Source organism: Rhodoblastus sp. (assembly GCF_052145335.1).
GTDB lineage: Bacteria > Pseudomonadota > Alphaproteobacteria > Rhizobiales > Beijerinckiaceae > Rhodoblastus.
Genome location: NZ_JBKQOU010000095.1, coordinates 16,443 through 35,519 on the forward strand (window position 1 = coordinate 16,443; position 19,077 = coordinate 35,519).

Consider the following 19,077-nt stretch of genomic DNA (forward strand, 5'->3'; position numbering starts at 1 on the left):
TCTGTTTTCCTTTATTTCGGAGTGGGTTTTCGAGCAGTAAAGCCGGAAACGCCAGCCGCAGGAGACACAGATGAATCAAGAGGTCATGAATCTCTTCAATCCGGTCGTCGCCCCCCAGGCTTTCGATCAGATTCAAATTTCCATCGCCAGCCCGGAAAAAATCCTCTCCTGGTCATTTGGAGAGATCAAGAAGCCGTAAACCATAAATTACCGTACCTTCAAGCCGGAGCGCGACGGCCTGTTCTGCGCCCGGATCTTTGGTCCGATCAAGGATTACGAATGCTTGTGCGGCAAGTACAAGCGCATGAAATACAAGGGCGTCATCTGCGAGAAGTGCGGCGTCGAAGTCACGCTTTCGCGCGTGCGGCGCGACCGCATGGGCCATATTTCGCTGGCCGCGCCCGTCGCCCATATCTGGTTCCTGAAGAGCCTGCCGTCGCGCATCGGCCTGCTGCTCGACATGACGCTGAAGGATCTGGAGCGGATTCTCTATTTTGAATCCTACATTGTCATCGATAACGGCCTGACGCCTCTGAAAGTGCGCCAGCTTCTGAACGAGGAGGAATATGTCCTCGCCCAGGACGAATATGGGCAGGACAGCTTCACCGCCTTGATCGGCGCCGAGGCGATCCGCGAATTGCTGCGCAACATGGACCTCGAGACTATCGCGGCGCAGCTCAAGGTGGAAATCGCCGAATCGACCACCGAGCTGAAGCCGAAGAAGCTCGCCAAGCGCCTGAAGATCATCGAGGCCTTCATGAATTCCGGCAACAAGCCGGAATGGATGATCCTCACCGAAGTGCCGGTGATCCCGCCGGACCTGCGTCCGCTGGTGCCGCTCGACGGCGGCCGTTTCGCGACCTCGGATCTCAACGATCTCTACCGCCGCGTGATCAACCGCAACAACCGCTTGAAGCGGCTGATCGAATTGCGCGCGCCGGACATCATCATCCGCAACGAGAAGCGCATGCTTCAGGAAGCGGTTGACGCCCTGTTCGACAACGGCCGCCGCGGCCGCGTCATCACCGGCGCCAACAAGCGTCCGCTGAAGTCGCTCGCCGACATGCTCAAAGGCAAGCAGGGCCGCTTCCGCCAGAACCTGCTCGGCAAGCGCGTCGATTATTCCGGCCGCTCGGTCATCGTCGTCGGCCCCGAACTGAAGCTGCATCAATGCGGCCTGCCGAAAAAAATGGCGCTGGAGCTGTTCAAGCCCTTCATCTACTCGCGTCTCGACGCCAAGGGCCTGTCGGCCACGGTGAAACAGGCGAAGAAGCTGGTGGAGAAGGAAAAGCCGGAGGTTTGGGACATCCTCGACGAGGTGATCCGCGAACATCCGGTGATGCTAAATCGCGCCCCGACCCTGCATCGACTCGGCATCCAGGCTTTCGAGCCGACGTTGATCGAGGGCAAGGCGATCCAGCTGCATCCGCTGGTCTGCGCCGCCTTCAACGCCGACTTCGACGGCGACCAGATGGCGGTCCACGTGCCCTTGTCGCTGGAAGCCCAGCTCGAAGCGCGCGTCTTGATGATGTCGACCAACAACATCCTGCATCCGGCCAACGGCCAGCCGATCATCGTGCCCTCGCAGGACATCGTGCTCGGACTGTATTACCTGTCGCTGATGCGCGACGGCGAGCCGGGCCAGGGCATGGTCTTCTCGAACCAGGGCGAGATCGAACACGCCCTGTTCGCCAAGGCGATCACCCTGCACACCAAGATCAAGGGCCGCGCCTGGACCTATGACGCAGATGGCAAGAAGGTTTCGAAGATTTTCGACACCACGCCCGGCCGCATGATGCTCGGTCAACTCGTGCCAGACCATCACAAAGTGCCCTTCGACGTCGTGAACAAGCTCATGACCAAGAAGGAAATCTCGGGGATGATCGACACCGTCTACCGCAATTGCGGGCAGAAGGAGACGGTGATCTTCTGCGACAAGATCATGGGTCTGGGATTCCGCGAAGCCTGCAAGGCGGGCATTTCCTTCGGCAAGGACGACATGGTCGTGCCGGAGACCAAGGGCCGGATCGTCGAGGAGACTCGTGGTCTCGCCAAGGAATACGAGCAGCAATATCTCGACGGCCTGATCACCCAGGGCGAGAAATACAACAAGGTCGTCGACGCCTGGGCGAAATGCACCGACAAGCTCGCCGAGGAGATGATGGCGCGCATTTCGGCGGTGCGGAAGGACAAGGACGGCCGCGACCTGCCGATCAACTCGATCTACATGATGGCCCATTCCGGCGCGCGTGGCTCGCCGGCGCAGATGAAACAGCTCGCCGCCATGCGCGGCCTGATGGCCAAGCCCTCGGGCGAGATCATCGAGAGCCCGATCATCTCGAACTTCAAGGAAGGCCTGACGGTTCTCGAATACTTCAACTCGACCCACGGCGCCCGAAAAGGCCTCGCGGACACCGCGTTGAAGACCGCGAACTCCGGTTACCTGACCCGTCGTCTCGTCGACGTGGCGCAGGATTCGATCATCACCTCCTATGATTGCGGCTCCAGCAATGGCATCCGCATGCGGGCGATCATCGACGCCGGCCAGGTCGTGGCCTCGCTGGCGATCCGCATTCTCGGCCGCTTCACGGCCGAGGATCTGCTCGAACAGGACGGCACGGTCATCGTCAAGGCCGGCGAAATGATCCAGGAATGGCATATCGACCGCATCAACGCGGCCGGCATCCAGGAAGTGAAGATCCGCTCGGTGCTGACCTGCGAAGCCAAGAACGGCTGTTGCGCCGCCTGCTATGGACGCGATCTGGCGCGAGGCACTCCGGTCAACATGGGCGAGGCGGTCGGAGTCATCGCGGCGCAATCGATTGGTGAGCCGGGCACCCAGCTCACCATGCGCACCTTCCACATCGGCGGCGCGGCGCAGATCGCGGATTCGTCCTTCATCGAAGCCAATTTCGATGGCCAGGTGAAGATCCGCAACCGCCATCTGGCGCGCAATTCCGAAGGCGACCTGATGGTCATGGCGCGCAATGTCGCCGTGGTCATCTGCGCCCCGGACGGGACGGAACGCGCCGTGCATCGCGTGCAATATGGCTCGCGGCTCAAGGTGGACGAGGGCGATATGGTCAAGCGCGGCCAGCGCGTGGCGGAATGGGATCCCTATTCGCGTCCGATCCTCACCGAAGTCGACGGCGTCATCGGCTACGAGGATCTGGTCGAAGGCCAGTCGATGTCTGAAACGGTGGACGAGGCGACCGGCATCGCCAAGCGCATGGTCATGGACTGGCGGATGAATGTTCGCTCCAGCAGCCTGAAACCATCGCTGGTGATCAAGGGTAAGGACGGCAAGATCCTCAAGCTGCTGCGTGGCGGCGACGCCCGCTATTCGCTGCCGGTGGAATCGATCATCGCCGCCGATCCGGGCGCCCAGGTGGCTGCGGGCGACGTCATCGCCCGCGTCTCGCTCGAAAGCGCCAAGACCCGCGACATCACCGGCGGTCTGCCGCGCGTCGCGGAATTGTTCGAGGCGCGTCGTCCCAAGGATCACGCGATCATCGCGGAGATCGGCGGCACGATTCAATTCGGGCGCGATTACAAGAACAAGCAGCGGCTTTCGATCATCCCGGGCGAAGAAGGCGTGGAGCCGGTCGAATACCTGATCCCCAAGGGCAAGCACATCCATCTGCAGGATGGCGATATTGTCGAAAAGGGCGATTACATCGTCGACGGCAATCCCGCGCCGCATGACATTCTGGCGATCAAGGGCGTCGAGGAACTCGCCGCCTACCTGGTCAACGAAATCCAGGAAGTCTATCGCCTGCAGGGCGTGAGCATCAATGACAAGCACATTGAGGTGATCGTCCGGCAGATGCTGCAGAAGGTCGATATCGTCGATCCCGGTGAAACAGACTATCTCGCCGGCGAACAGGTCGACCGGATGGAAATGGACGAGACCAACGAAAAGTGCCTCGGGGAGGGCAAGCGCCCGGCCACCGGCACGCCGGTTCTGCTCGGCATCACCAAGGCGAGCTTGCAGACGCGGTCGTTCATTTCGGCGGCTTCGTTCCAGGAGACCACCCGCGTCCTCACCGAGGCGGCGGTCAACGGCAAGATCGACACGCTGGAAGGCCTCAAGGAAAACGTCATCGTCGGCCGGCTGATCCCGGCGGGCACCGGCGCGGCCATGTCCAAGTTGCGAGAAGTCGCCATGACCCGCGACGACCTGATCCTGGCGCAGAAAGCGGAAGCCTCCGCCGCGCCGCCGCAGCTTCCGGCCGCGGAGTAAGCGCTTTCGGGCCTTCGCCTGAGTGGTCCAGCAACGATTGAAGGCCGCCCTAAAGGGCGGCCTTTGTTTTGCTTGGTGGCGCTGGTGCGTTGGAGGTGATGTTTGAACAAACGTATTGATGCAGCGTATGTCGCGCATGTCGGAGCTGATTTTAGGCATGCAACATGATGAGTAACTAGGTATATAGTTAATAATAAGATTGCATGCATAAGCTACGCTGTTAGTCCTTAGATAAGCTACGCTATTAGTCCTTAGACAATTGTTTGCTAAAGTTGTAGCGCCTAAGCTTATACGTCGTTAATAGCAAAAATACATTGGAACAATGAAAATCAGCGTGCGTTTTAGCCTCTCCGTGGCGGCCGATTGGACATTCCCGTCCGGCGACGGCCGAGCCAATCAATGGAGAGGGCGCATTATGAAAAACAGGATTATCGGTTTTGCCGCTTTGGCGGCGATCGCATTGGCGCCGGTCGGCGCCTATGCCCAGGGTATTGAACGTGGCGCCGCGCAGGGCGCCGACGAGGGGGGCGCGATGCGGGCCCGGTCGGCGCCGTTGTCGGCGGCGCCGTAGGCGCAGCAACCGGGGCGGTCGGCGGCCTGCTGGGCGTGGACCAGCGTCCGCGCTTCCATGAGTATGTGCGGCGCGAGCATGTCCGCTCTTATCGCCTGGACGAGCCGGTGCGGGTCGGCGCGGTCCTGCCTGAGAGCGATGTGGAATATTATCCGGTGCCGCGCGAATTCGGGCCGACCCCTTATCGCTACACCGTGGTTGACGACGAGCCGGTGCTTGTCGATCCACATACCCACCGGATCGTGCAAGTGATCGAATAAGCTTGCCGTACAAGCGGGTGCGCCCGCCGGGACGCCGGCGGGCGCTTTTTATTATTCCTTGGCCAGAGCGTCCATAGCCTGAGGCAGGCCGCGGAACGATACCGGCAGCTTTACCGGGCGTCCGACCGAATCGACATATTCCAGCGAGCCTGGCTCAGCCTGGGCGTACAGGCTTTTCCACTGTGCTTCGCTCAACTGCGCGTCGGCGAAACAGCCGACTGGGGCGCAGCTGCGCCAAGCCAGTTCCTGGGTGCGCGGATCCTTTGCGCCTAGCGAGAACTTGACCGTGCTCGGCAGCGCAATATTGGTCGGCAGATGCGCGGTGACGCGATAGGGATCGCTCTTGGACAAGCGGCCCATCGCGAGTTCGGCGATCGGCGACGGCTGCGGGCCAGCCTGGATGGTCAGGACGAGTTCGCAGATTCGCACCGCCTTCTCGGTTTCGCCGACCCGCTGGCAGCGCAGGATCCAGTCGCCATAGCTCGCCGTCGTGGTCCGGGGCTCGGCGCTGACCGGAGGCTCGACCGCCTTCAGTTCCGCCGCCGGCGCCAGGGTCGGGAAGACGACAATCGCCGCGAAAAGCGCGGCGGCGGTGAAGCGGCGGGTCATTGCGGTCTCCTGATCGAATTTTTTCAGCGCCCGTGCTTTGGTGCGGTCCAAGCTCAGGCCTGTTTGCGTTCGCGCAGGAACTGGAAGAATTCGACGCCCTCGCGCAGGCGGCGCTTCAGCATGTCGCGGTCGCGCGCCATTTCGCCGACAATCGAACCGATCTTGCTGGGGCGGAAATAGAACTGCCGATAAAAAGTCTCGACGGAGTCGAAGATTTCCTTATGGCTGAGGTCGGGATAGTGCAGGGGCGCGATCTGCACGCCGTTCTCGTCGACCAGTTCCGCGTGGTCCTTGTCGAGCCAGCCGTTCTTGATAGCCTGATCGTAGAGCACGGTGCCGGGATAGGGCGCGGCCAGCGACACCTGCATGGTGTGCGGATTGACCTCCTTGGCGAAGGCGATCGTTTCCTTGATGGTTTCTCGCGTTTCTCCGGGCAGGCCCATGACGAAAGTGCCGTGAATGGCGATGCCCAGTTCGCGGCAATCCTTGGCGAAGCGCTTGGCGACTTCGATGAGCATGCCCTTCTTGATATTGTGCAGGATCTGCTGGTTGCCGGATTCATAGCCGACCAGCAGCAGGCGCAAGCCGTTGTCGCGCATCACTTTCAGCGATTGGCGAGGCACATTGGCCTTGGCGTTGCACGACCAGGTGATCCCCAGCTTGCCGAGTTCCCTGGCAATGGCCTCCGCGCGGGGCAGGTCGTCTGTAAACGTGTCGTCGTCGAAGAAAAACTCCTTCACCTGCGGGAAGGCCTTTTGCGCCCAGGCGATTTCCTCGATGACATGGCCGACGCTGCGGGTGCGGTAGCGATGGCCGCCAACCGTTTGCGGCCACAGGCAGAAGGTGCAGCGCGACTTGCAGCCGCGCCCCGTGTAGATCGACAGGTACGGGTGCTTGAGATAGCCGATGAAATATTTTTCGATCTGAAGATCGCGCTTGTAGACCGGCGTCACGAAGGGCAGGGAATCCATGTCCTGCAGTATCGGCCGATCGGCATTGTGCTGGATCGCGCCGTTGGCGTCGCGGTAGGAAAGCCCGAGAATGTCCTTCCAGTCCCTGCCGTCGGCCACGTCCTTGATGGTGAAGTCGAATTCGTTGCGGGCGACGAAGTCCACCACCGGCGCAGCCTTCAGGCTGCCGTCGGCGTCCACCGCCACCTTGGCCCCGATCAGGCCGGCCTTCAGCGACGGATTGGCGTCCTTCAGCGCCTGGACGCATTTCACGTCGGAGGCGAAGGAGGGAACGGAAGTGTGCAACACGACGAGATCGAAATCCTTGGCCTGCGCCACGACTTCCGCGAGCTTGATCTTATGCGGCGGCGCGTCGATCAGCTTGGAGTTTTCGACCAGGGCGGCGGGCTGGGCCAGCCAGGTAGGATACCAGAAAGAGGCTATTTCGCGCCGGGCCTGATAGCGCGAGCCCGCGCCCCCGTCGAAACCGTCAAAGGAAGGCGCTTGAAGAAACAGCGTACGCATCAAATCCCGCTCCAATAATTCTTTTCAATCCGACCGCGAAGTTGTCGCATTCGGAGGTCCCTCGCGTAAGCTTGGCATAGCATTCCGCAAACTTTGGTCACAAAGCCCAACAAACGCGGCCATTCTGTGATCGCCGACCGATCGGGCGGCGAATCCGCGCATTAAGCACAAGGTGGGGGGCTCATTCAACTTCGGCGCCCGGCCAGGGCCTTTTGCGATTGAATCGGATCGGGGCTCTGCTTTTTGTTTTTACGCGTTTTCTTCACGCGAACCGGAGGCCACTTCGCTTGAAAACGCTTTGGACGACCAACCGGCGAATTTGCGCGCCAAATACGGCCCGATCGCTATCACCAGAACGATTCGCGCGGTTTGCAGGGCCATGATGAAGGGCATGTCGAGTTTGGTCGAGGCGGCGATGATCGCCACGGCGTCGAGTCCGCCGGGGCTGGTGGCGAGGTAGGCGGTCACGGCGTCGACATGGGCGAAATGTCCAAGCAGCCGCCGAGCACGGCCTGGGCGAGGAGGAACAGGCGCGCCGGCATTTTTGCGCGGGCTTGACGAATGTCGCCCGGCGCCGCCAGCCCTTCGATCGATTCGGCCCAGTCCGCCGCCATTGAAGGCGGCGTGTTGCGCGACGAATGCGGCGACTCTGCTGGCGGCCGTCCGACAATCCGCCGGACGAGCAGAAAGCCAATCTTTGAACTCGACCGCACAGGCCCGTCGTGCGGCGCCGGGACCTAATTCCGCCTTCTCCGCGTTAGCCCTTGGGAGTGTTCCTGTTTTTTCTCCCGCACGGAGCTATTGAAATGGCCCTTCACGCTTTGATCGCCGTAACAATGCTGGCCAAGCTGCCAATCTCGTTCGCCGAACCAACGGCCAAATGCGATTTCCACTGCAAGGTCCGAGCGAAAGTCTGCCTGTCGGCCGATCAGTCGAAGTGCAGGTTCGAAGATATTTTGCCGGACGAAACGACCGGCCTTTGCATGTTTCAGTCGATGCAGGTGGCGCAGGACTGGATCAACAAGCAGCACAGATACGAGCATGTCGACTGGACGCTGCGGGGCGCGGAATGCGTCGCGCCCGACAACAACCAGACCTGATTATTGGCGGCGTCCTTCAGCCGAAAATCGACCATTTCATGCGCTGCGCCAGCTTTTCCAGCGCCATCCGACCCAACCGCGAATTTCCGGCGGCGTCGAGGCCGGGTGACCAGACGGCGATCGAAGCCCTACCCGGCGCCACCGCAAAAATGCCGCCGCCGACGCCGCTCTTGCCCGGCAGGCCGACGCGGTAGGCGAATTCGCCTGAGCCGTCGTAATGGCCGCAAGTGAGCATCAAGGCGTTGATGCGGCGCGCCCGTCGCGCCGAGACGACGTTGAAGCCTGTTTCGGGATTGCGACCGGAATGGGCGAGATAGCGCCCGGCCATGGCGATCTGCCGGCAGGACATGGCGATGGAGCAATGGTGGAAATAGGTTCCGAGCACGAGATCAGCCGGATTTTCCAGCTTGCCGAAACTCTTCATGAAATTCGCCAGAGCGACGTTGCGAAAACCGGTCCGCTTTTCGGATTCGGCGACGTTCTCGTCGATGAAGATCGACTCGTCCCCGGCGGCGGCGCGGATGAAACTCAGGATTTCGCCGAGCGCGGCGCGAGGCGGGTGGCATGACAACAGCGCATCGGTGACCGCGAGCGCGCCGGCGTTGATGAAGGGATTGCGCGGCACGCCTTTTTCCAGCTCGAGCTGGACGATGGAGTTGAACGGATTGCCGGAGGGCTCGCGACCGACCCGCGTCCAAAGCAGGTCGCCGGCCTTGCCGAGCGCGAGGGTGAGGGTGAAGACTTTCGATATGCTCTGGATCGAGAAGGGCTTGTCGGAATCGCCGGCCTCGGCGATCGTTCCGTCGCCGTCCACCACTGCAATGCCGAAATTTTCGAGACCGACGCGCGCCAGTTCCGGAATGTAGGTCGCGACTTCGCCGCGATCCTTGCGGTCGCGCATTTCCTCGGCGATTTCGCTGACGATGGTTCGGAGATCGGGCAAGGGGAGTCCTGATATCATCGTTGGCGCCCTGGCCCCTCGCGGGAGAAGACGATCCGAAGGCGCGCGCGAGTCACCATCTCCCGCCGGCGCGCCAGTCTCTGCTATAAGGACGTCAGCGGCAAGATCCGAGGGCGGCGCAAATTTCCTGTCCTGCCGCAATAGCGCCAGATCAAGGTTATAATGCGCGGCCGACGCTAGACTTTCGCCAGATGACAGCAAGAGGTTACGCGATGAGCGAGACCGAACAGGGCGGCCACCCCGCACGGATTCAGGAAAAGATTTCCCCCGCGCCGGAAACGCAATTGCCAGCGACGCTAGCCAGGACTGAGCCGCTGCCGGCCGTGGTCGAACATCAGCCGGAAGGCAGAAGGTCGGTGTGGACGCGCCGCCTCGTCATCCTCGCCCTGATCGGCGGCGGGACAGGCTTCCTTTACTGGCAGGCGCATCGCGCGCCGGCCATTCCGGCTTGGATCGTCTATGGCAATGGTCGGCTGGAAGCCGATCCGATCGACATTGACACCAAATTCGCCGGTCGCATCGCCGAATTGCGCGCCGACGAGGGCGACAAGGTGGTCGCCGGCCAGGTGGTGGCGGTGATGGATACGCGCGATCTGCAGCAAAGCCTCGAGCGCGGGGAGGCCCAGGTCGACCAGGCGCGAAAGCTGATCGATGAAGCACAGGCCAATCTCGTCCAGAGCCGAAGCGCTGCGCTGCTCGCCCAGCAGGAATTGAAACGCACCCAAAACCTGCTCAAGACCGGCTTCGCCACCCACGAGCTCTATGACCAGCGCCGCCAGGCGCTCGACGGCGCCAACGCCGCCCAGGCTGCCGCCGAGCATCGCGTCAGCGAGGCGGAAAAGGCCTTGATCGCCGCGCTCCATGACGCCGAACTCACCCGCGTCAATATCGCCGATAATACGCTGGTGGCGCCGCATGACGGACGCCTGGAGTATCGCCTCGCCAATGTCGGCGAGGTCTTGCCCGCTGGTGGCAAGGTCTTCACCATGCTCGACACGTCCTATGTCTATATGGACGTCTACATGCCGACACTGAACGCCGACAAGGTCAAAATCGGCTCCGACGCCCGGATCCTGCTCGACGCCTATCCCGACCACCCGATCCCGGCCAAAGTGACGTTTCTCGCCGATCAGGCGCAGTTCACACCCAAAATGGTGGAAACCCAGAACGACCGCGACAAGCTAATGTTCCGCGTGCGGGTGCGCATCGATCCCGCGCGGTCGCAGGCCCATGCCGATTCCGTGCGCAGCGGCTTGCCGGGCGTCGCCTATGTCAAGACCGACCCCAACGCCGCATGGACGCCGACGCTGCAAGGATCGGCGGAATGAACAACCCGGAGGGCGCGCTATCCTTGCTGGCGGCGCCCGCCGTCCGCCTGCTGCATCTGCGCCATGTCTATGGAAAGGTGGCGGCGCTCGACGGCGTGACTCTGGACATTCCGGCCGGCCGGATGGTCGGACTGGTCGGGCCGGACGGCGTTGGCAAATCCACACTGCTCGCCCTGATCGCGGGGGCCAAGGCGCTGCAGCAAGGCGGCGCCCAGGTGCTCGGCGGCGACATAGGCGAGGCTGGCTGGCGCGACGCGGTCTGTCCGCGCATTGCCTATATGCCGCAGGGGCTGGGCAAAAATCTCTATCCCGACCTCACGGTGGCGGAAAACATCCGTTTTTTCTCCAGGCTCTATGGCCAGAGTCGCGCCGAGGGCGCGGAGCGGGCGCAAAACCTGATGCGCGACACCGGCCTGTCGCCTTTCGCCGATCGGCTGGCGCAAAAGCTTTCCGGCGGCATGCGGCAGAAACTCGGCTTGTGCTGTGCGCTGATCCACGACCCTCAGCTGTTGATTCTCGACGAGCCGACCACCGGCGTCGATCCGCTGTCGCGCCGCCAGTTCTGGGAACTGGTCGACCGGATGCGTTTTCGCGCCAGTGGGGAACGATCCATGAGCGTGATTGTCGCCACCGCCTATATGGAAGAGGCGGAGCGTTTCGATTTTCTCGTCGCGATGAATGCGGGCAAAGTGCTGGCGACCGGCTCGCCCGCCGAAATCAAGCAAAAGACCGGCGCGACGAGCATCGAGGAAGCCTTCATTTCGGTTTTGCCTGAAGAAGAGCGCAAGCGGGCGAAAAAACTGGAAATCCCGCCGCGCCGCGCCGACGGCGCCGCGCCGGTGATTTCCGCGAGGGGACTGACCTGCCGTTTCGGTGATTTCACCGCCGTCGATCATGTCGATCTCGACATTGGGCGCGGCGAGATTTTCGGCTTCGTCGGCTCCAACGGCTGCGGCAAGACCACAACGATGAAAATGCTCACCGGCCTGCTGCCGGCTGGCGAGGGTAGGGCCGAATTGTTCGGCCAGACCATGGAAGCCGGCGGCATGAATTCGCGCCGGCGCGTCGGCTATATGTCGCAGAGCTTTTCGCTCTATACCGAACTCACCGTGGCGCAGAATCTCGAACTGCACGCCAGGCTTTTCCAGCTGCCGCCCGAAAAAGCCAAGGCCCGCATCGCCGACCTGCTCGACCGGTTCGGCTTGGAGCCCTTCGTCCACACACTGGCCTCCGAACTGCCTCTGGGCATGAGGCAGCGGCTGGCGTTGGCGGTGGCGGTGGTGCACAGCCCGGACTTGCTGATCCTCGACGAGCCGACATCCGGCGTCGACCCGATCGCCCGCGACGAATTCTGGCGGCTGCTGATCGAATTGTCGCGCCTGCAGGGCGTCACCATTTTCATCTCGACCCATTTCATGAACGAGGCGGCGCGCTGCGACCGTATTTCGCTGATGGACTCGGGGAAAATCCTCGCCACCGGCACTCCGCAACAGCTCACACTTATGCGCGGCGCCGCAACGCTGGAGGACGCGTTTATTTCCTTTCTCGAAGAAGCCGTCTCGTCACGGCAGGGCGCCGCGGCGGTAGGGGACGCGAGCCGCGAAATTATCGTCGCGGGGGAGGCGACGCCGAAGAAAACTCCGTGGTTCAGCTTCAGCCGCATGATGGCTTATACGATCCGCGAGATTCTGGAGCTTTCGCGCGATCCGATCCGGCTGGGTTATGCCCTGTTCGGTCCGGCGATGCTGCTGCTGGTGCTGGGCTTCGGCATCACCACGGACGTGGATTCGCTGACCTATGCGGCGCTCGACCGTGACAATTCCTTCATCAGCCGCGCCTATCTGAGCGAAGTGCGCGGCTCGGCCTATTTCATCGAGCAGCCGCCGATCCGCGACGCGACCGACCTTCGCAACCGCTTGAAAAGCGGCGCGGTCGCCGCCACCATCGAAATCCCGCCGGGCTTCGGCCGCGACGTCAAGAGGGGACGCCAGACCGAAGTTTCGGTTTGGATCGACGGCGCCATGCCGTTCCGCGCCGAAACCATCCACGGCTATCTGCAAGGAGTCCATCAGCAATTTCTCGCCGATCCGGCGATCCGCGGGAATGCGCCGCCGCCGCCGGCGGAGCAGGTCAATATCGAGACGCGTTTCCGCTACAATCAGGATTTCGATTCCATCTACGCCATGGTTCCTGGCGCCATCGCCCTGCAACTGGCGCTGATCCCCGCCATTCTGATGGCGCTCGCCATCGTGCGCGAAAAGGAGCTCGGGTCGATCACCAATCTCTATGTGACCCCCGTGACGCGGCTCGAATTCCTGCTCGGCAAGCAGATCCCCTATATCGCGCTGGCGATGGTGGATTTCGTCATAATGTTCCTGATGGCGATCTATGTTTTCAAAGTGCCGCTCAAGGGCGGCTTCGCCATCCTGGCGTTCGGGTCCATCGTCTATGTCGCGGCGACCACCGGCTATGGCATGGTGGTTTCGGCCTTTACCCGCACCCAGATCGCAGCCCTGTTCGGCACGGCCATTTTGACGATCCTGCCAGCCAGCATGTTTTCCGGCATGAGTACGCCGGCCTCGTCCGTCACGGGCATGGGCAGGGTGATGGGGCAGTTATTCCCGATGACCTATTATCTGCCGATCAGCGTCGGCGCCTTCACCAAGGGCTTGAACTTCGCCGATCTGTGGCCGCATCTGGCGAAGCTTGCGCTGTTCATTCCGGCTCTGACGCTGCTCAGCCTGCTGCTTTTGCGCAAACAGGAGAAGTGATGCAGACGCTCTCCAATATATTCTGGCTCGGCGTCAAGGAGTTGCGCAGTTTTTTCCGCGACTGGGTGCTGCTCGGGCTGGTGGTCTATTCCTTCACTTTGGCGGTGATCGCCCAGGCGCAGAGCAATTCGCAGGAAGTGCACAACGCCTCGATCGCCGTTGTCGACGAGGATCATTCGGAAATTTCCGTCCGGCTGGCCCGCGCCTTCCTGCCGCCCTATTTCCTGCCTGCCGTGCCGGTTGCAGAAAAAGACATAGATCGGCTGATGAATGTCGGCGCCTACACGTTCGTGCTCGACATTCCGCCCAATTTCCAGCGCGACCTCGTCGCCGGACGCAAGCCGACCCTGCAATTCAACGTCGACGCCACCGCAATGGTGCAGGCAGGCATAGGTTCGGGCTACGCCCAGCAGATTCTCACCGATGAGATCGCCAAATACCTCACCCGGCAGGATAACCCGCCGCCAGCGCCGATCGGCCAGACGGTGCGCATCGCCTTCAACCCCAATGTCGTCACCTCCTGGTTTTCCAGCGTGATGGGCATTATCGGCTCCGTCAACATGCTGGCGATCATCCTCGCCGGCGCGGCGGTGGTGCGCGAGCGCGAACATGGCACGGTCGAACATCTGCTGGTCATGCCGGTGACGCCGTTCGAAATCGCCATGGCGAAAATCTGGGCGAACAGCCTGGTGATCGCGGGCGCGGTCGGCCTGTCGCTGGTTTTCGTGGTTCAGCGGCTCTTGCATGTCCCCATCGAGGGCTCGATCCCCTTGTTCATGTGCGGCGCGCTGCTTTACCTGTTTTTCGCCACATCGGTGGGGGTTTTTCTCGCCACCATCGCCAAGACCATGCCGCAGCTGGGCCTGCTCTATCTCTTGGTGGCGGTGCCGCTGAACCTGCTGTCGGGCGCCAATACCCCGCTGGAGAGCATGCCGCCGTTTTTGCGCAATGTGATGCAGCTTTCGCCCTCGACTCACTTTGTCGCCATCGCCCAGGCGATCCTTTATCGCGGCGCCGGCTTCGATATAGTCTGGCCGAGATTTTTGGCTGTGGGCCTTATTGGCGGCGTCTTCCTGGCGGCGGCGCTATGGCGTTTTCGCGCCTCTTCCACGCAGTCGGTTTAGCTTATTGGCCCGATTCCTGCTTGAAAATTGGGCGCCGAAGGTTTTGTTTTCAGGGAAGACGATAATGCCGCTTTACAGCTTTCATTGCGCCGAATGCGACAGGGACTCGGAATTGCTGATGGGATTCACCGATGTCGCGGTCTGTCCGTCCTGCGGCAGCGAAAAAATGGAGCGCCTGTTGTCCTTTGTGGCTCCGGAGCTGAAATCCGATGCTGTCCGCAAGAGCTGGCGCGCCCGCGCGGCGCGCGAAGGCGATACCAGCAATTTCAGCGCTAAAGAGCGCAATTCGTTCAAGAAATAGGCCCGCGGAGAGGCGGCGTTGGACTTTGACGGCGGCGAAAATGATCTATATGATTTTCGCCGCGATTTCAGATGGTTGTTTCTAAAACATCACTCAATGCGCCAGCGCTTTGGCGCCATTGTGGTGGGCGATGATCGCTTCCGCCGGCTTGCCGACGATTTCGGCCAGATGGTCGAATTTCGCGGTGAAGGAGCCGACGCCCGCCGTCGCCGAGCGGAGTTCCACGATCAGGCCCCCCATTTCGGCTTCCGGCATCAAGGCGTTGAGCACGTCCCAACCTTCCCAGCCGGGGCGCGCATCATAGCCCAGGATCTGCCCCCGGCGGGCCGACACGATCGCGGTGATGCGCGACAAAGCCTCGCTTGGCGCCGTCAGCTCCACCGCGTAAATCGGCTCCAGCAGCACCGGATTGGCCTTGGCCAGAGCTTCGGACATGCCGATCCGCGCTGCGGTGCGGAAAGCCATGTCGGAGGAATCGACCGAATGATAGGAGCCGTCGGTCAGGGTGGCGGCGACATCGACCACCGGAAAACCGAGCGGCCCGCTCACCAGGGCGTCGCGGCAGCCTTCCTCGATGGCGGAAAAAAAGTTCCTGGGCACGGAGCCGCCATGCACGGTCTCGTTGAAGGCGAAGCCTTCGCCGCGGGGCAGCGGCCCGACATCCAGCGCCACGTCGCCGAACTGGCCATGGCCGCCTGACTGTTTCTTGTGACGCCCCCGCGTGGAAACCGCGTGGCGGATGGTTTCGCGGTAGCCAACGCCCGGCTTCTGGGTTTCGACATTGACGCCGAACCGCGCGGCAAGCCGCTCGAGGGCGACGCGCAGATGCATTTCGCCCTGGCCGAACAGTTTGAGTTCAGCGGCCTCCTGGTCATGGACGAAGGCCAGCGACGGGTCTTCCTCGATCAGCTTGGCCAGGGCGGTGGCAAGCCTCACCTCGTCCTTGCGGTCCTTGACGGCCAGCGCCAGGGCATGGGCCGGCTGTGGCGGCGGCACGGGCGCCACGGCGGGGGCCGGGACGCCATTCTTGGCGTCGCCGAAGGTCTCGCCGGTGGCGACATGGTCAAGGCGGCCGAAAGCAACGGCATCGCCTTCCTCGACTTTGGCTTGTTTCGAGCCGGAGAGACCGGTCAGTCGCGAAAGGCCGGAAATGCGATCGTCGCCGCTGGCGCTCCTGACGAGGCCGCCGTCGTTGAACGAGCCGCGCAAAACGCGGGCGAAAGTCAGCTTGCCGCCATGGGCAGTGTGGATGGTCTTGATTGCATGGGCGAGCGGCGCGCCGGAATCGGCGACGCCGAGGCGGGTGCGCACCTCGGCGATGCCGGGCGCTTCATGGCGAAGGGCCTTCAATAGCCGGGTCACCCCATGGCCGGCTTCCGCCGAGCCGATGAGCACCGGCGCGACCAGGCCCTGGCGCAGGTCCTGGGTCAAATCGTCGAAAATCTGGTCGCGCGGCGGCTCGATGTCGGAGATCAATTCCTCCATCAAGGAATCGTCGTAATCCGCAAGCCGCTCCAGCATGGTGTAGCGTGCTTCTTTTTCCGTTGGAATTTCCCCGGCGGGGACATCCACCACCACGGAGGGGGCGTGTTCGCGATAGACGAAGGCGCGCTCCAGCGCCAGATCTATAAAGCCGGTGGCTATGCCGTTCTGCCAGATCGGAATCTGGCGCAGCAGCAAGGGCGTGCGCGACGCCGGCTGCAGCATGGCGAGGGATTCGCGGATGCGCGCCGTGGCAGTGTCGATTTTGTTGAGGAACAGGATGCGCGGCACGCCGAGGTCTTCGAGTTCGCGCAGAATCATGCGCAGGGCCGGCAATTTGCGCTCGTCAGTCTCGCAGACCACGATCGCCGCATCGCATAGCGGCAGGACGTTGCGCGCCTCGTGCAGGAATTCGACCGAACCGGGGCAGTCAATGAAGGTGAAGCGGTCGCCGAGATAGTCGACCGAAGCGATATTGGCCTCGACGCTGGCGGCATGGGCGCGCGCCTCGGCGCTGGAATCGCCGACCGACGTGCCGTCGCGCACCGATCCCTGGCGCGACAGGGCGCCGGCGCGGGTCAGGATACATTCGAGCAAAGTGGTTTTGCCGCTCTGAAACGGGCCGACCAGGGCAGTCAGCCGTGGCCCGCTCACCCGTCTTTCGCCGTTCTGAGTCTCGCTCATCGCTGTTTTCCTTATGGTTTTCCGTTTTATCCGCCTCACCGGCGCGGTCTCTGTCGTAAATATTTCACGCTGCCGGGGAATTGCCAATGTTTTTGGCGCGGCGGATCGTCGCTGGGCGCAAAGAGGCTGCGGTGAAAATATTAGTTTACAAAATCCGTAGAAAATACATATTCAGTGCCGATGTCGCTAGGGCGGCGCGGTGGGAGACCCGGGCCGGTTGCGGCAGCTGGCTTCCGGCTGTAAAATTCCCTTGGCCTCTCGGAACTACTGCGGGAAACCGACGATTTTGGCGTGAAGGCCGTGTCTATGCACTTGATTCAACTAATACATTTTCCCTACGCGGTCTCCGGCTTCGTGGTCGGCGCATTGGTGGGGCTGACCGGCGTCGGCGGCGGTTCGCTGATGACGCCGCTGCTGGTCCTGTTGTTTGGCATCCATCCGGCCACAGCGGTCGGCACGGACCTGCTTTACGCAGGCATCACCAAGATCAGCGGAACCACCGTCCATAGCCTGCATGGCTCAGTCGATTGGCGGGTGACGCGCCGCCTGTTCGCTGGCAGCGCGCCCGCCGCTCTGCTCACCTTGCTGGCGCTGTCATATTTCGGCGCGCAATCCGGCCAGACCAATGGGGTGATCACCACGACCTTGGGCGTATCGCTGCTGATGACGGCCGTCGCTTTGGTGTTTCGTCCCTACCTGGTGAAAAAATTTGCGCCTTTTTTCGAGGGGCGCAGCGACGAGCAGATTGCGCTTCTGACCGTCGTGTTGGGCGTGGGGCTCGGCGTGCTTGTAACCATTTCCTCGGTTGGGGCAGGGGCTTTGGGCGTGACCTTCCTGTTGATGCTCTATCCCAAAATGCCGACCCTGCGCATTGTCGCCTCCGACATCGCCCATGCCGTTCCGCTGACGCTGATTGCAGGGGCGGGTCACTGGGCGATGGGCTCCGTGGATTGGCCCATGCTGCTCTCGCTGCTGGTTGGCTCGATCCCCGGCGTCGCCATCGCCAGCCATTTCGCCAGTCGCGTGCCCGACCGGGTGCTGCGAACCTTGCTCGCCGGCGCCCTCGCGCTCGCCGGCGGCCGGTTGGCGTTGTAAGTTTCAGGTCGAGCTGGAAATTCCCGTCTTGGCGTCGGAGGTGGTGAGGCTCGGCAAGAACGGCTCCACCATTTGCCCGATCACATCGCGCGGCATGGGCGTCGCCGTGCCATATTCGGCAGGCCATTGTTTCGGCAGATAGAAAGTGCCGAATATTCGGTCCATCACCGGCAGCATCGTCGCATAATTGTGGTCCTTGTGGTCCTCGTAAGTGTGGTGCCAATGATGAAAGGCCGGACTGGAGAGCACTTCCTCGAAGGGCCCTAGGCGCCAGCGCAGGTTGGCGTGGATGAAATAACTCCACATCGAGCCGGCGAACAGCACCAGAGCGGGCACGAGGCTCGGATGGTCGCCGACCGGCGCGGCGAAGCCAGTGGCGTATAAAAGCGTCAGGCCGCACAGCCGGGAAAAAACCAGATCGACGGGGTGCGCCCGCGTATTGACCAGAAAACTGATGGTTTCGGCGCTGTGGTGGACGGCGTGGAAGCGCCACAGCAGCGGGATTTCATGGCTCCAGCGGTGGCCCCAATAGAAGCCGATTTCGCCGACCACCATGGCTCCGACCATGCGCGCCCAGAGCGGCAGGCCCGCCGCCGCGCCGGTGACGCTGCCCGGCAGGATCGTGTGGATGGTCAGGGCGATCAGCGCCGAGATGGGGCCCAGAAGGAAGATCGGCACAAGGCTGTTGATAAAATACCAGCCGAGGTTGGTTGACCAGCCCTTGTAGAAAAGCTTGACCGGCCGGACCGCGAAGAAATGTTCCAGCGGCGCGAAGACCGCGAACATGATCGCCAGCCAGATGCAGCTTCGCGCGCCTTCCATCAGAAGGCGAACGACTTGCGGATGCGACGCCAGCGATTCCATCGACTTGTCCTTAATAGATTGGCGAAGGGGCTTTCGCGCCTTTATTGACAACAAAAATGCAAACGGGCGGGATTGCTCCCGCCCGTCGTTATCTCACGCTTGTAACAATCAGGCCACGGCGCGGTTCTTGGCGCGGCGATGACCCGCGAAGCCGAGGCCGGCGAAGCCCATGAGCATCAGGGCCCAGGTCGACAGTTCCGGCACGCCGG

14 protein-coding genes and 2 pseudogenes are annotated in these 19,077 nt (G+C 62.1%); 8 read left to right on the forward strand and 8 right to left on the reverse strand.

Going from position 1 to position 19,077, the window contains the following annotated elements:
* The first annotated feature begins 70 nt into the window (after positions 1-70).
* Both rpoC and ACLP2E_RS07320 read left to right on the forward strand, forming a co-directional pair.
* A pseudogene (gene rpoC, locus ACLP2E_RS07315) lies at positions 71-4,243 on the forward strand (DNA-directed RNA polymerase subunit beta').
* Positions 4,244-4,658: 415 nt separating this feature from the next.
* Positions 4,659-5,074 (forward strand): annotated as a pseudogene (locus tag ACLP2E_RS07320) (DUF1236 domain-containing protein).
* A gap of 51 nt (positions 5,075-5,125) precedes the next feature.
* Here ACLP2E_RS07320 and ACLP2E_RS07325 read toward each other — a convergent pair.
* The 4 genes from ACLP2E_RS07325 to ACLP2E_RS07340 all read right to left on the reverse strand — a co-directional run bounded on the left by ACLP2E_RS07325 (position 5,126) and on the right by ACLP2E_RS07340 (position 7,871).
* The gene (locus ACLP2E_RS07325) at positions 5,126-5,683 is read right to left on the reverse strand and encodes an invasion associated locus B family protein (RefSeq protein ID WP_442460849.1); all 558 of its coding nucleotides are present in this window, start codon (positions 5,681-5,683) and stop codon (positions 5,126-5,128) included.
* Between the two features lie 53 nt (positions 5,684-5,736).
* Positions 5,737-7,158: a hopanoid biosynthesis associated radical SAM protein HpnJ gene (gene hpnJ, locus ACLP2E_RS07330; protein ID WP_442460848.1), complete on the reverse strand. Its 1,422-nt coding sequence runs from the start codon at positions 7,156-7,158 to the stop codon at positions 5,737-5,739.
* A 249-nt stretch (positions 7,159-7,407) separates the two neighbouring features.
* A complete protein-coding gene (locus ACLP2E_RS07335; protein ID WP_442460847.1) occupies positions 7,408-7,626 on the reverse strand; it encodes an AbrB family transcriptional regulator in 219 nt (72 codons plus the stop codon).
* Positions 7,623-7,871 carry a hypothetical protein gene (locus ACLP2E_RS07340; protein WP_442465525.1) on the reverse strand — a complete coding sequence of 83 codons (249 nt, stop codon included), beginning with the start codon at positions 7,869-7,871 and terminating at the stop codon, positions 7,623-7,625. Before ACLP2E_RS07340 ends, ACLP2E_RS07335 begins: the two co-directional genes overlap by 4 nt.
* A 93-nt stretch (positions 7,872-7,964) precedes the next feature.
* Between ACLP2E_RS07340 and ACLP2E_RS07345 the strand changes: the two genes are divergently transcribed.
* Positions 7,965-8,258 (forward strand): hypothetical protein, encoded by a 294-nt coding sequence (locus ACLP2E_RS07345; protein ID WP_442465526.1) that lies wholly within the window; start codon positions 7,965-7,967, stop codon positions 8,256-8,258.
* 16 nt (positions 8,259-8,274) lie between these two features.
* Here the strand turns inward: ACLP2E_RS07345 and ACLP2E_RS07350 are convergent, their stop codons facing one another.
* The gene (locus tag ACLP2E_RS07350) at positions 8,275-9,219 is read right to left on the reverse strand and encodes a glutaminase (protein WP_442465527.1); all 945 of its coding nucleotides are present in this window, start codon (positions 9,217-9,219) and stop codon (positions 8,275-8,277) included.
* Positions 9,220-9,431: 212 nt separating this feature from the next.
* Here ACLP2E_RS07350 and ACLP2E_RS07355 point away from each other — a divergent pair, with 212 nt between their 5' ends.
* The 4 genes from ACLP2E_RS07355 (at position 9,432) to ACLP2E_RS07370 (ending at position 14,743) form a co-directional block, all read left to right on the forward strand.
* On the forward strand, positions 9,432-10,547 hold the full coding sequence (locus ACLP2E_RS07355) for an HlyD family secretion protein (RefSeq protein WP_442460843.1): 1,116 nt from the start codon (positions 9,432-9,434) through the stop codon (positions 10,545-10,547).
* Entirely contained in the window at positions 10,544-13,318 is a 2,775-nt protein-coding gene (rbbA, locus tag ACLP2E_RS07360) for a ribosome-associated ATPase/putative transporter RbbA (protein WP_442465528.1), read from the forward strand. Before ACLP2E_RS07355 ends, rbbA begins: the two co-directional genes overlap by 4 nt.
* A complete protein-coding gene (locus ACLP2E_RS07365; RefSeq protein WP_442465529.1) occupies positions 13,318-14,442 on the forward strand; it encodes an ABC transporter permease in 1,125 nt (374 codons plus the stop codon). The genes rbbA and ACLP2E_RS07365 overlap by 1 nt, the downstream gene beginning before the upstream one ends.
* A 64-nt stretch (positions 14,443-14,506) precedes the next feature.
* On the forward strand, positions 14,507-14,743 hold the full coding sequence (locus ACLP2E_RS07370; RefSeq protein WP_442465530.1) for an FmdB family zinc ribbon protein: 237 nt from the start codon (positions 14,507-14,509) through the stop codon (positions 14,741-14,743).
* A 93-nt stretch (positions 14,744-14,836) separates the two neighbouring features.
* Here the strand turns inward: ACLP2E_RS07370 and ACLP2E_RS07375 are convergent, their stop codons facing one another.
* The gene (locus ACLP2E_RS07375) at positions 14,837-16,909 is read right to left on the reverse strand and encodes an elongation factor G (RefSeq protein ID WP_442465531.1); all 2,073 of its coding nucleotides are present in this window, start codon (positions 16,907-16,909) and stop codon (positions 14,837-14,839) included.
* A gap of 312 nt (positions 16,910-17,221) precedes the next feature.
* Here ACLP2E_RS07375 and ACLP2E_RS07380 point away from each other — a divergent pair, with 312 nt between their 5' ends.
* Positions 17,222-18,004: a sulfite exporter TauE/SafE family protein gene (locus tag ACLP2E_RS07380; protein WP_442460838.1), complete on the forward strand. Its 783-nt coding sequence runs from the start codon at positions 17,222-17,224 to the stop codon at positions 18,002-18,004.
* A 3-nt stretch (positions 18,005-18,007) separates the two neighbouring features.
* Here ACLP2E_RS07380 and ACLP2E_RS07385 read toward each other — a convergent pair whose 3' ends face one another.
* Both ACLP2E_RS07385 and ACLP2E_RS07390 read right to left on the reverse strand, forming a co-directional pair.
* The gene (locus tag ACLP2E_RS07385; protein ID WP_442465532.1) at positions 18,008-18,868 is read right to left on the reverse strand and encodes a sterol desaturase family protein; all 861 of its coding nucleotides are present in this window, start codon (positions 18,866-18,868) and stop codon (positions 18,008-18,010) included.
* A gap of 108 nt (positions 18,869-18,976) precedes the next feature.
* Complete coding sequence (locus ACLP2E_RS07390) at positions 18,977-19,072, reverse strand: PEP-CTERM sorting domain-containing protein (RefSeq protein WP_442465533.1); 96 nt, start codon at positions 19,070-19,072, stop codon at positions 18,977-18,979.
* Positions 19,073-19,077: the final 5 nt, after the last annotated feature.

What these genes read in the sequence shown, in the direction of transcription:
- ACLP2E_RS07375 (WP_442465531.1), bottom strand. Translation starts at nt 16,909, where the DNA reads ATGAGCGAGACTCAGAACGGCGAAAGACGGGTGAGCGGGCCACGGCTG.
- ACLP2E_RS07355 (WP_442460843.1), top strand. Translation starts at nt 9,432, where the DNA reads ATGAGCGAGACCGAACAGGGCGGCCACCCCGCACGGATTCAGGAAAAG.
- ACLP2E_RS07350 (WP_442465527.1), bottom strand. Translation starts at nt 9,219, where the DNA reads ATGATATCAGGACTCCCCTTGCCCGATCTCCGAACCATCGTCAGCGAA.
- ACLP2E_RS07365 (WP_442465529.1), top strand. Translation starts at nt 13,318, where the DNA reads ATGCAGACGCTCTCCAATATATTCTGGCTCGGCGTCAAGGAGTTGCGC.
- ACLP2E_RS07345 (WP_442465526.1), top strand. Translation starts at nt 7,965, where the DNA reads ATGGCCCTTCACGCTTTGATCGCCGTAACAATGCTGGCCAAGCTGCCA.
- ACLP2E_RS07370 (WP_442465530.1), top strand. Translation starts at nt 14,507, where the DNA reads ATGCCGCTTTACAGCTTTCATTGCGCCGAATGCGACAGGGACTCGGAA.
- ACLP2E_RS07325 (WP_442460849.1), bottom strand. Translation starts at nt 5,683, where the DNA reads ATGACCCGCCGCTTCACCGCCGCCGCGCTTTTCGCGGCGATTGTCGTC.
- rbbA (WP_442465528.1), top strand. Translation starts at nt 10,544, where the DNA reads ATGAACAACCCGGAGGGCGCGCTATCCTTGCTGGCGGCGCCCGCCGTC.
- ACLP2E_RS07385 (WP_442465532.1), bottom strand. Translation starts at nt 18,868, where the DNA reads ATGGAATCGCTGGCGTCGCATCCGCAAGTCGTTCGCCTTCTGATGGAA.
- hpnJ (WP_442460848.1), bottom strand. Translation starts at nt 7,158, where the DNA reads ATGCGTACGCTGTTTCTTCAAGCGCCTTCCTTTGACGGTTTCGACGGG.